Source organism: Paenibacillus abyssi, from assembly GCF_014640295.1.
Classification (GTDB): Bacteria; Bacillota; Bacilli; order Paenibacillales; family Paenibacillaceae; genus Paenibacillus_D; species Paenibacillus_D abyssi.
In genome coordinates, this window is record NZ_BMGR01000017.1 from 1 (window position 1) to 12,359 (window position 12,359).

Annotated in this window: 11 protein-coding genes; all 11 read right to left on the reverse strand. The window is 54.2% G+C overall.

The genetic code is table 11. The features are described from left to right. Positions 1–119: 119 nt before the first annotated feature. The 11 genes from IEW11_RS21040 to IEW11_RS21090 all read right to left on the reverse strand — a co-directional run bounded on the left by IEW11_RS21040 (position 120) and on the right by IEW11_RS21090 (position 12,339). Positions 120–482 carry a hypothetical protein gene (locus IEW11_RS21040; protein WP_229725535.1) on the reverse strand — a complete coding sequence of 121 codons (363 nt, stop codon included), beginning with the start codon at positions 480–482 and terminating at the stop codon, positions 120–122. Between the two features lie 64 nt (positions 483–546). Then, positions 547–1,728, reverse strand: coding sequence for an MFS transporter (locus IEW11_RS21045; protein WP_188533053.1), 1,182 nt, complete (start codon positions 1,726–1,728; stop codon positions 547–549). Positions 1,729–1,972: 244 nt separating this feature from the next. Then, positions 1,973–3,259, reverse strand: a complete 1,287-nt coding sequence (purD, locus tag IEW11_RS21050) for a phosphoribosylamine--glycine ligase (protein WP_188533054.1) — start codon at positions 3,257–3,259, stop codon at positions 1,973–1,975. A 79-nt stretch (positions 3,260–3,338) separates the two neighbouring features. Further along, positions 3,339–4,886, reverse strand: coding sequence for a bifunctional phosphoribosylaminoimidazolecarboxamide formyltransferase/IMP cyclohydrolase (gene purH, locus IEW11_RS21055; protein WP_188533055.1), 1,548 nt, complete (start codon positions 4,884–4,886; stop codon positions 3,339–3,341). A 104-nt stretch (positions 4,887–4,990) separates the two neighbouring features. Further along, positions 4,991–5,599, reverse strand: coding sequence for a phosphoribosylglycinamide formyltransferase (gene purN / locus IEW11_RS21060; RefSeq protein WP_188533056.1), 609 nt, complete (start codon positions 5,597–5,599; stop codon positions 4,991–4,993). Beyond that, entirely contained in the window at positions 5,599–6,642 is a 1,044-nt protein-coding gene (gene purM, locus IEW11_RS21065; RefSeq protein ID WP_188533057.1) for a phosphoribosylformylglycinamidine cyclo-ligase, read from the reverse strand. Before purM ends, purN begins: the two co-directional genes overlap by 1 nt. A gap of 88 nt (positions 6,643–6,730) precedes the next feature. Continuing rightward, complete coding sequence (gene purF / locus IEW11_RS21070) at positions 6,731–8,209, reverse strand: amidophosphoribosyltransferase (protein WP_188533058.1); 1,479 nt, start codon at positions 8,207–8,209, stop codon at positions 6,731–6,733. Next, complete coding sequence (purL, locus tag IEW11_RS21075; protein WP_188533059.1) at positions 8,194–10,437, reverse strand: phosphoribosylformylglycinamidine synthase subunit PurL; 2,244 nt, start codon at positions 10,435–10,437, stop codon at positions 8,194–8,196. The genes purF and purL overlap by 16 nt, the downstream gene beginning before the upstream one ends. Further along, positions 10,415–11,110 carry a phosphoribosylformylglycinamidine synthase subunit PurQ gene (gene purQ, locus IEW11_RS21080; protein WP_188533060.1) on the reverse strand — a complete coding sequence of 232 codons (696 nt, stop codon included), beginning with the start codon at positions 11,108–11,110 and terminating at the stop codon, positions 10,415–10,417. The genes purL and purQ overlap by 23 nt, the downstream gene beginning before the upstream one ends. 3 nt (positions 11,111–11,113) lie before the next feature. Beyond that, a complete protein-coding gene (purS, locus tag IEW11_RS21085) occupies positions 11,114–11,356 on the reverse strand; it encodes a phosphoribosylformylglycinamidine synthase subunit PurS (protein WP_188533061.1) in 243 nt (80 codons plus the stop codon). A 98-nt stretch (positions 11,357–11,454) separates the two neighbouring features. Continuing rightward, positions 11,455–12,339 (reverse strand): phosphoribosylaminoimidazolesuccinocarboxamide synthase, encoded by an 885-nt coding sequence (locus IEW11_RS21090; RefSeq protein WP_188533062.1) that lies wholly within the window; start codon positions 12,337–12,339, stop codon positions 11,455–11,457. Between the last annotated feature and the right edge of the window lie 20 nt (positions 12,340–12,359).

The following is a 12,359-nucleotide window of genomic DNA, read 5'->3' on the forward strand; positions in this document are numbered from 1 at the left end:
ACTACTCCAATAGTGACATTTTCTCGGATGAGTTAGGGTGACATTTTCTCAGACAATTGACATCCGCTCACATAATCAATCCGTCGAAGTATCGTACCTCCGGCGGAGAACCACCGCATTTACCGGTCACTATTGTCTCGCCGCTCAGACTTGACCTTCATGTATGTATCGACAAATGAGCGGGGCTCCTCCCGTATATAAAAGGTGCGCACCCCGCTGTCCGTATGCAAATAAAGGAAGCCAATGGCTTCCTTATCGCCGTTTTTCCGGTAGGAGATATCGAATACATTGTTTAAATGGAACCGGTCATTCTTAACCGAAATAGCATCCTCATAAAGAATCATATCAAATGAAGTCTCGATGATTCTTTTTTCCGTCCGGTTGATCTCGTGTTTGATTTCAATGCAGCGGTGCGATGCCAAAGCCCTCATCCGGATCAGTTCCTTTCTTTGGCCTGCGCCTATCGTTGCTGAATACAGCATTCATATCTTACATTCAGCATGTATAGCGTATTTCAACCTATAACATGCGCGGCCTTTATCGCTTTCATGCGTGATGTTTACCGGCGCAAGGCTGTACATCCATTCTGCGCAGCATGACAGTTAATCCGGCGCTTACAAGCAGTACGCCTATCGTCACGAAAATCCAGTGGATGTTCAGGAAGAACCCCAGCCCTCCGCCTACAAGCGGTCCGATCATCGCCCCCAACTGATTGGCGCTTGTCGTGAGACCGAATGACCGGCCCCGGAACTCGTCCGCCGTACTCTGCACCACCAGCGTATTGATCGTTGGTACAATGCCCGCCATAAACAAGCCGAATATAAACTGAACCGCTGTGAACAGCCACAGGTCATACACAAAGAACTGCAAGCTGACAACAATCCCCGAGGTGATCAGGCAAAAAGCCAGCACGTTCGCGTAACCGCGTTTCACCCCTGCTTTGCCCCACATTGGAGAGGCCAGAATGCCGGCGATGCCGATCAGCGCAAATACGATACCCGACGATAACACCGCTCCCTTTACATCTCCCTGCAGCTCGGCAATATGCAGCGTTAGCAGCGGCTGAATCATATTGAACGACAGCTGGAAGGTAATCAATAACAGCAGCAAATTTGTCAGCGTACCGCTCTGCAAGACAACTCTAAAGTCCTCCATAATGCTCGTTCTCTTGCCGGCAGTCCCTTGGGTGCCTTCCTTGACCCAGACTATGACCGCAATCGTGGCAATAAAGATCGTGACCGCTGCAATAACGAACGACATCCGCTGACCGAAATAGAGCGCCAGCAGACCGCCGAACAACGGCCCGACAATGCCGCCTGTCATCGTTCCGGCCTGCATCATCCCAAGGCTCCAGCCCATTTTCTCTTTTGGCGACACCGAGGCAACAATTGCCATCGAAGCAGGCACGAAGCCGCCGACAAATCCGTGCAGCATCCGCACGATGACCAATTCCCACGGATTCCGCACAAAGGCGATGAGCGCATAAATGACGGCCAAGCTGAGCCCCGCCCGGATGACCATTTTACGCTTGCCATATTTGTCCGCCAGCGATCCCCATAACGGAGCCATAATGGCGCCCACGAGAAACGCCGATGAGTGTACGATACCGGCCCACAGATTGACCGCACTTTTATCCACGCCAAGATCAAACAAAAACAGCGGCAGAAAAGGGATAGCCATCGTATAGCTGGCACTGCAGAGAAGTACGCCGACCCATAAAATCCACATCGTTCGCTTCCAAGATTCCAAATCCGTTCACATCCGTTTTTTGGTCTTTTGCTGCAGTTAAGCTTATTATCCGGGTTTCTATACCTTTATTTTACCGTAATCTTCCACTTCATACGAGGTGATAAAAAATTGTTATCGATCATTCGAAAAAAACGAACATTGCCGGAGAAGGAGCAGTCATGCCCTAGGCTTAGTAAAAAAAACCGCCAGCCCCGCAAAAAAGCGGCAACTAGCGGTTTTCACATTATATAATCGAGCTATTGTCCTGCAAAGCTTTGACGGCAATGTCCGAACGGTAATGCACACCGTCAAAATGAATGCCTTTGGCCGCATTATAAGCCCGCTCGCGAGCTTCTACGGTATCTTTGCCGACGCCGACAACGCCTAGTACGCGCCCTCCGCTCGTTACGATGCGGTCATTCTCCATAGAGGTTCCCGCATGAAACAGCAGCACGCCGTCCATTCCTGCCGCCTCGTCGAGGCCATCGATCACACGGCCTTTCGGATAGCTGGCCGGATAGCCTTCAGAAGCGAGAATGACGCATACTGCCGCATCATCGCTCCACTCAATGTCCAATTCATCCAGACGGCCGTTAAGCGAAGCGAGAATGATGTCTACCAGATCGGTTTTCAGCCGCGGCAGCACAACTTGCGTCTCCGGATCGCCCATACGCGCATTGAACTCGATTGTTTTCGGGCCATCCTTTGTAATCATCAGACCGGCGAACAGCACGCCGCGGAACGGGCGTCCTTCGCTAACCATCGCCTTCGCGGTCGGTTTGATGATATTCTCGATGGCGTTCTCAATAATCGAATCGGCAATGTGCGGAAGCGGGGTATACGTACCCATCCCGCCTGTATTCGGACCTTTATCGCCATCGAATACCGGCTTGTGGTCTTGGGCAGGAACCATCGGACGGACGATCTCGCCATCTACGAAAGCGAGGATCGACATTTCCTGTCCTTCGAGGAATTCCTCGATAACAACCTGCGTTCCGGATTCGCCGAACACTTTGTTCACCATCATATCGGTAAGCGCCTGCTGTGCTTCTTCCATCGTAAAAGCAACGGTTACCCCTTTACCCGCTGCAAGTCCGTCCGCTTTAATAACGATTGGCACAGCCTGCTTGCTCAAATAATCCGAAGCCGTCTCGTAATCAGTGAAGGTCTCGTACTTTGCTGTAGGAATGTTATATTTCTTGAGCAGCTCTTTCATGAAAATTTTGCTGCCTTCGATCTCTGCCGCATTCTTCCGTGGTCCGAAGATCGGAATGCCTTTCGCTTCGAACGCATCCACAATGCCTGCCGCCAGCGGATCGTCCGGACCGACAACGACTAGGTCAATCGCGTGGTCGATCGAGAACTGGATTAAATCCGTAAACCGGCTGACCGGGATCGGTACGCATTCAGCAAGCTGGGCGATGCCCGCGTTGCCCGGCGCACAATAGATTTCTTTTACCTTCTCGCTTTTCTTCAATGCCCATACGATTGCGTGCTCACGCCCGCCGCCGCCGATAACTAATATACGCAATTGGAACCCTCCCATAATGTTCGTCTATCAATCGGCGAGTCCGAACGCTATGCAGCATCCGGACTCCTCAATGTACGCATTAATGTTTGAAATGACGCACTCCGGTCATGATCATGGCGATATTATGCGCATTCGCTACCGCGATCGACTCTTCATCCTTAATGGAGCCGCCTGGCTGAATGACTGCTGTGATGCCTGCTTTAGCAGCCAGCTCAAGCGTGTCGCCCATTGGGAAGAAAGCATCCGAAGCGAGAATCGCGCCCGCCGCTTCAGCACCCGCTTGTTCGATTGCGATGCGGGCCGCGCCGACACGGTTCATCTGGCCTGCGCCTACGCCAATTGTCATATTGTTTTTCGCCAGCAAAATCGCATTGGATTTCACATGTTTAACAACCTTCCAGCCGAACAGCAGCTGCTTCAGCTCTTCTTCAGTCGGCTGACGGTTGGTAACGACCTTAAGGTCCGCTTCCGTGAGGCTGTGCACATCGCTTTGCTGCACGAGCATGCCGCCGTCTACCGAAGTCACGAGCCATTCCGGTTTGCGCTCTGCTGCCGCTTGGAGCTCGCCCAGCTTCATCAGGCGGATGTTTTTCTTCTTCGTCAATACATCCAAAGCTTCTTGCGTGAAGTCTGGAGCAATGACGATCTCAAGGAAGATTTCGTTCAGCAGCTCAGCCGTTTCCTTGCCGATTGTGCGGTTTGCCGCTACGATGCCGCCGAAAATCGACGTTGGATCGGCTGCATAAGCTTTTTGATACGCTTCGTGGATATCTGCTCCGATGCCCACGCCGCAAGGGTTCATATGTTTAACTGCGACAACCGCCGGTTCGGTGAATTCCTTCACGATCGCGAGCGCAGCATTTGCGTCATTAATGTTATTGTAGGAGAGCTCTTTGCCGTGAAGCTGCTGCGCTGTCGTAATGTTGCCGGATGCCGCAAGCGGTTTGCGGTAGAACGCAGCCTGCTGATGCGGGTTTTCTCCGTAGCGCAGATCCTGTACCTTCTCGTAAGTGACTGTATATTTCTCAGGCAGCGGTTCGCCGTTGAGCTTGGAAAGATAATCCGAGATAAGTGCGTCATAAGCTCCGGTATGACGGAATACTTTGGCAGCAAGACGTTTGCGCGTATCGAGCGTAGTATCGCCGTCCGCACGCACTTCCTCCAGCACGGCCGCATAATCCGAGCTATCCACCACAACGGTTACGAACGCGTGGTTCTTCGCAGCGGAACGCAGCATCGTCGGTCCGCCGATATCGATATTTTCGATGGCATCCTCATACGTGACATCCGGCTTCGCAATCGTCGCCGCGAACGGGTACAGGTTAACGATGACCAGATCGATATAGTCCATGCCCAGCTCTTTCATCGCTTTCTGATGCTCTTCATCATCACGCACCGCAAGCAGTCCGCTGTGAACAGCCGGATGCAGCGTTTTGACGCGGCCATCCAAAATTTCCGGGAATCCGGTCACATCCGAGATACCGATAACTGGAACGCCTTCCTTCTCCAGCAAGCTTGCCGTACCGCCTGTAGAAATAATCTCCACACCCAACTTTGCCAGTTCACGGGAAAACTCCACAATGCCCGTCTTGTCGGACACACTAATCAACGCTCTACGTATAGCCAACTTTATAAACCCTCCTTGAGAAATGTGTATGGGCGAGCCCCCATATGACGCAGACCCGCTATTCAAAGCCCCTCAGGGCATAATCCCGATGCCGGTTACCGGATCTATCGCACCGTTACACGCCGGCCGTCCAGCGTGACGTTGCCTTGCGCGATTTGCTGCACAGCCCATGGAAGCAGCGCTTGCTCCGCCGCATGAATCCGCTGCGCAAGCGAGGCTTCCGTGTCGCCGTCAGCCACTTCGACAGCGCGCTGCGCGATAATCGGGCCGCTGTCCATTCCGCCATCGACATAATGAACCGTCACACCGGTAATCTTCACGCCATACGCCAGCGCCTGCCCAATCCCGTTCACGCCCGGAAACGCCGGCAGCAGTGCCGGATGGATATTGATCATCCGACCGTAATAAGGCTTGACCAGCACCGGAGTAATGATTCTCATATACCCTGCAAGCACGATCAGCCCGATTTCACGCCGCTGCAGCTCAGCTAAGATCTCCGTCTCATACGCTTCGCGGGAAGCATAGTCCTTCGGATTAAACAGCCAGGTGTCCACGCCCGCTTGGCGAGCACGCTCCACTACGGGCGCAGAAGGCTTATCACAGACAAGAAGCTCGATGGAACCATCGAGCCGCCTCTCCTTTGCCGCATCGGCCAGCGCCTGGAAGTTCGTTCCTTGGCCTGACGCGAACACGGCAATTTTTAATACTGCCATTACACATCCGCTCCTGTGAATGTCACAACGCGGCTGCCTTCCGTTACCGTTCCGATCCGGTAGGCTTGCTCGCCAAGCCCGTTAGCAGCGCGAAGCGCTTCTTCCGCTTGCTCGGCAGGAACGACAACGACCATGCCGACGCCCATGTTAAACGTCGTGAACATATCGCGGTTGGAAATGCCGCCCTTGGACTGCATCAGCTGGAAGATCGGCAGAATCGGCCAAGAGCCGTATTCGATTTCCACATTGACGCCTTCAGGAAGCACGCGCGGAATGTTCTCGATGAAGCCGCCGCCGGTAATGTGCGCCATCCCTTTCACATTCACGCGCTGGATGAGCTCGAGCGCAGATTTCACATACAGCTTCGTCGGCTCCAGCAGCACATCGCCAAGGCGCGCACCGTCAAGCTCCGGCAGCGTATCAGTCAATGCGTAACCGCTCTGCTCGAGGAGCAGCTTGCGTACGAGCGAGAAGCCGTTGCTGTGAATACCGCTTGAAGCGAAGCCGAGCACCGCATCGCCAGGGGCGATCGTGGAGCCGTCGATGATTTTCTTCTTGTCGACGATCCCAACCGTAAAGCCGGCAATGTCGTACTCGTCCTCATCGTACATGCCCGGCATTTCAGCCGTTTCGCCGCCGATCAGGGCGCAGCCGGACTGCACGCAGCCGTCGGAGATCCCTTTCACGATCGCTTCGATTTTCTCCGGCACCACTTTGCCGCATGCCAGATAGTCGAGGAAGAACAGCGGCTCCGCGCCCTGCACGACGATATCGTTGACGCACATCGCCACCGCATCGATGCCGATTGTGTCATGCTTGTCCATCGCAAAAGCGAGCTTTAGCTTCGTTCCGACTCCATCCGTACCCGATACCAGCACCGGCTCTTCATACTTATCCTTGTTCAAACCGAACAAAGCGCCGAAACCGCCTAAATCTGTCAGCACCTCCGGGCGGAACGTTCTTTTCACATGTTTCTTCATCCGTTCGACCGCTTCATTACCTGCAGCGATATCGACGCCGGCTTGCTTATACGCCTCTGCCACCTTCGATCACTCCTCCTAAAGGTCCTTCTACCAGTTCTATTAAGCTTGATCTAATCTTGAAACAACCGATGATTCGGTATCGCGGCTGCTAACAGCTGCAGCTTTTTTCCGATTCCGCATCAATCGGTGTTGGATAGTCATTATCAAAGCACGCCATGCACATGCCGCGGTTTATCTCGCCGTCATTGCCGCCTACCGCATCGACATACCCTTGGTTGCTGATGAAATAGAGCGAATCGGCATTGATAATTTCGCGGATTTCTTCCACGGACTTCGATGAAGCAATCAGTTCCTTGCGGTCAGGCGTATCAATCCCATAATAACAAGGATTGGCAAAAGGCGGTGACGTAATCAGCACATGAACCTCGGTCGCACCGGCCTCGCGCAGCAAATTGACGATCCGGCGGGACGTCGTGCCCCGTACGATCGAGTCGTCAATCATAACGACGCGTTTGCCCTCAACGACCTTGCGAACGGCGCTCAGCTTCATCTTCACGCCCTTCTCGCGCAGCTCCTGGGAAGGCTGAATAAACGTACGGCCCGTGTACTTGTTCTTGATCAAGCCAAGCTCGTAAGGAATGCCCGTCTGCTCGGCATAACCGATCGCCGCGGAAATACTCGAATCCGGAACGCCGGTTACGATGTCCGCATCCACAAACGATTCAATGGCCATCCGGCTGCCCATCCGCTTGCGGGCGGAGTGCAGGTTGATGCCGTTAATATCGCTGTCGGGGCGGGCAAAATAGATATATTCCATCGCACAGGTCGCGCGGCGCACCAGCGGCGCATACCGGTCCTCATGCAGACCGTCCTTGTCCAGCACCAGCATCTCGCCTGGCTGTACATCGCGAACATAAGCCGCGCCAACGGTCTCCAATGCACAGGTTTCGGAAGCGAATACGTACCCGTCGCCAAGCTTGCCCATCACGAGCGGACGAAGGCCATGCGGATCCGACGCAACGACCAGCTTGTCATTGGTCATAATAAGAAAAGCAAATCCGCCTACAATACGCTGCAGCGCATCTTTGGCCGCCGACACGAAATCCTTCGGCGAGCGCGCGATCAGATGGGCGATAACCTCGGTGTCGCTCGTCGTCTGAAAGATCGAGCCTTGGTACTCGAGCTCGCGGCGGATTTCCGGCGCGTTCACGATGTTGCCGTTGGTTGCGACAGCCAGATCGCCGTCTCGGTATTTGAAGATCAGCGGCTGCGCGTTAGCCAGCTGGCTCTCGCCAGAGGTGGAATACCGCACATGGCCGATCGCTCTGGTGCCTTTTAAGCCTTCCAGCTTAGGCTGATCGAAGACTTCTTTGACCAGTCCCATGCCGCGGTGGTAGTGGAAGCCTTTGTTCTCCACGTCCACCGTGCAGATGCCGCAGCTCTCCTCGCCGCGGTGCTGCAGCGCATGCAGTCCGTAGTAAGCAAGCGAAGACGCGTCCGAATAACCGAACACGCCGAATACGCCACACTCCTCTTTCAGCTTGTCAAACATATCGTCCCGGCCAATGCCCTCGTTGTAATGGTCGCCTGTCCACAGCTTCGGAAGCTGTCTTACTTCATCAGACATGGAATCGCATCCTTCCAGACCTTCTCCAGTTGCTCAACCGGTGAATCAATCGCCGGTTTGCCGTTCACGCTAATCGTTAATCCGTTACCTCCAACTACGCCGACTTCCGCATTCACAACGCCTTGCTCGTTCAACCAAGCTTTCAGCTCTGCCGCTTTTTCAGGTTTAACCGACAGCAGAATACGCGATTGGCTCTCACTGAATAAAGCTACATCCGTGCGAAGCCCTGTTTCCACATTAACCTTCGCGCCCAGACGGCCGCTGATACAGGATTCTGCAACCGCAGCTGCCAATCCGCCCTCGGACAAGTCATGCGCCGATGCGACAAGCCCTTGCTGAATCGCACCCAGAACCGCGCTAAGCAGCGTTTTTTCTTCCGCCAGATCAAGCGCCGGCGGACGTCCTTCCGTCACGCCGTGTACCGCATACTGCAGCTCGCTTCCGCCAAGCTCGGCTTTTGTCTCGCCCAGCAGCACGATGATATCGCCTTCTGCCTTGAAGCTTTGTGTTGTAATGTGATCCGTATCGTGTACGAGACCTACCATGCCGACAACCGGCGTCGGGTAGATCGCGCCTTTGGCATTCTCGTTGTACAAGCTGACATTGCCGCCGATAACCGGCGTATCCAGGATACGGCAAGCCTCTGCCATACCATCGACGGCTTTCTCGATTTGCCAGAACACTTCCGGCTTCTCCGGGTTACCGAAGTTCAGGTTATCCGTAATCGCAAGCGGCTCTGCACCGGAGCACACAATGTTGCGCGCTGCTTCCGCAACGGCAATGCGTCCGCCGACTTCAGGATCAAGATAGACATAACGTCCGTTGCAATCCGTTGTCATCGCCAGCGCCTTGCGCGTGCCGCGAATCGTGACAACAGCCGCGTCCGAACCAGGCTGCACAGCTGTGCTCGTGCGAACCATATAGTCATATTGATTATATACCCATTCCTTGCTGGCGACAGTCGGGGATGCCAAAACTTTCTTGAGTGCATCCGTCAGATCCGTCACTTCAGCATAGGCTGCCGTATCGATTGCCGCATTCGCCGCATAATAAGCCGGCTCTGCGCTTGGCTTGTTATATACCGGACACTCGTCGACGAGTGCGGTTACCGGCATATCGGCTACCTGCTCACCTTGATGGAACAGACGCAGGCGGCCGTCGTCGGTTACTTTACCGACTTTGGCGCATAGAATGCCCCAACGCTCGAAGATTTCTCTTGCTTGCGCTTCATGCTGCGGCTCCACAACGAATAGCATGCGCTCCTGGGATTCCGACAGCATCATTTCATATGGCGTCATGCCCGGCTCGCGCTGCGGCACCTCGTCCAGATACAGCTCCAGGCCGTTGCCGGCTTTGGATGCCATCTCCGAACTGGAGGAAGTCAGGCCTGCTGCGCCCATATCTTGAATACCGAGCACGATGCCGGTATCGATCAATTCCAAACACGCTTCCATAACGAGCTTCTCCATGAATGGATCGCCAACTTGAACCGCCGGACGTTTGGCATCCGAGTCCTCTGTCAGCTCCTCGGAAGCAAAGGTCGCGCCGTGGATGCCGTCGCGGCCTGTAGCCGGTCCGACATAGAATACCGGATTGCCTACGCCTTTGGCGACACCGCGCTGAATTTTGTCATGGTCGATCAGACCGACGCACATCGCATTAACGAGCGGATTGCCTTCATAGCTCTCGTCGAACATCACTTCGCCCGCTACTGTCGGAATACCGATACAGTTGCCGTATCCCGCAATCCCGCTGACGACATGCTCGAACAGATATCGTACGCGCTCATTCTCCAGGCGTCCGAAACGCAAGCTGTTCAACAATGCGACCGGACGTGCGCCCATCGAGAAGATATCGCGAATAATACCGCCCACGCCGGTTGCCGCGCCTTGATAAGGCTCGATCGCCGATGGATGGTTATGCGATTCGATTTTGAATACAACCGCCTGGTTGTCGCCGATATCCACGATCCCCGCGCCTTCGCCCGGTCCCATCAGGACGCGCGGCCCGCTTGTCGGGAAACGGCGAAGCACGTTTTTGGAATTTTTGTACGAGCAGTGCTCAGACCACATAACGCTGAATACGCCGATTTCCGTGTAGTTCGGCTGACGGCCCAGAAATCCGCAGATTAGCTCATATTCCGCGTCCGTTACACCCATTTGCTTATATATTTTCTGCTCGGCAATTTGCTCCGCTGTCGGTTCTTTAGCCGTTAACTGCTGCGCCATGCTGTTCCCTCCATGCGTTCAAGATCGATGTAAACATCCGTTTTCCGTCCTCGGATCCAAGAATCTGATCAATTGCGCGCTCCGGATGCGGCATCATGCCGACCACGTTGCCGCGTTCGTTGCTCACGCCTGCGATATCCGCTACCGAACCGTTCGGATTGTTGCCCGCCACATAGCGGAACACAATCTGATTGTTCGCTTTCAGCTGCTCCAGCGTCGCATCGTCGCAATAGTAGTTGCCTTCGCCGTGCGCGATCGGAATGTCGATCACTTCACCTGCGCTGTATTGATTCGTGAATGCCGTCTTGTTGTTCACTACTTCAAGCAGTGCGGAATGACAGCGGAATTTCATGTTGTTGTTGCGAAGCAGCGCGCCCGGAAGCAGTCCCGCTTCGGTAAGAATTTGGAAACCATTGCAGATGCCAAGCACATATTTGCCCGCTTCCGCCGCCTTGCGGACTTCATTCATGACCGGTGCAAAACGGGCGATCGCGCCGCAGCGCAGGTAGTCGCCGTAAGAGAAACCGCCGGGAACGAGAATGCAATCATATGCCGACAAGTCTGTCGCCGTATGCCATACAAAATCAACCGGTTGACCGATCGTATCTTCTACTGCTTTGTAGCAGTCAATGTCACAGTTCGAGCCTGGAAAAACGAGTACCGCAAACTTCATCGTTTATCCCTCCAATTCAAAACGGTAGTCTTCGATCACCGTGTTAGCGAGCAGCTTTTCGCACATTGCCGTAATGCGGGTTTCAGCCTCGGAGCGGTCGGTTGTATCCAGCTCCAGCTCCAAATATTTGCCGATACGCACTTTGCCTACTTCAGCAAAGCCCATGGAATGAAGCGCACCTTGCACCGCGCTGCCTTGCGGGTCCAAGACGTTCTGTTTGATTGTGACATAGACGGTTGCTTTCATCGTTCGTAGTTCCTCCTAGGAATAAGAAATGGTTTCGTTCTAGACTTGCACCAGAAATATAAATGAAGAGCGTTAGAGTTGAGGTTATTCCGGCCTGCTCAGCGTCCGGTCAATTTCTTATATATATCGAGATAACGGTTCGTCGTTTCCTCTACCACTTCCGCAGGAAGCGGTGCAGGCGTGCTGTTTCGATCCCAATCCGATTGCAGCAGATACGTGCGGACAGGCTCTTTATCCATGCTGTCGATCTCAATATCAAGCTCGTACTTTTCCTTTGCCCAGAAGCGCGAGGAGTCCGGCGTGAACAGCTCATCGATCAAGATGACCTTGCCGTCCACCAAGCCGAATTCGAACTTGCAGTCGGCTAGGATGATGCCGCGCTCCGCGCAGTAGGCATGTGCGAATTCATACAGCTTGATGCTGCGGTCGCGCAGCTCTTCCGCCAGTTCCGCACCGACCATCTCCTCCATCCGCTCGAACGGAATATCTTCATCATGGCCGACATCGTTCTTCGCCGCCGGCGTGAAGATCGGCTTCTCGAAACGCTCGTTTTTCCTCAGGCCCGCCGGCAGCGCAATGCCGTTGATGGCGGAGGTTTGTCCATATTGTCTCCACCCGCCGCCGGTGATATAGCCGCGCACGACACATTCGATGTCGATCCGCTCCGCTTTGCGGGTCACCATAATCCGGTCCTTCAGCAATTCCGGCTCCGTTATCACATCGCCGAGTTTCGTTACATCGGTATGGATCACATGGTTCGGTTGAATATCCTTCGTCTGGTCAAACCAAAACGCGCTAAGGCGGTTCAGCACATTGCCTTTGTTCGGCACGGCCGGCTCCAGCACATAATCGAACGCCGAGATCCGGTCGGTCACCACAATCAGGTAAAACTCGCCAAGATCATACAGCTCGCGCACTTTGCCTTTGTATAGCAAAGGGGCTTTTACATAATCCACCGCAGTGGAGATCGCTTGCGTATTCATCGCCCGGTCGCCGCCTCCCT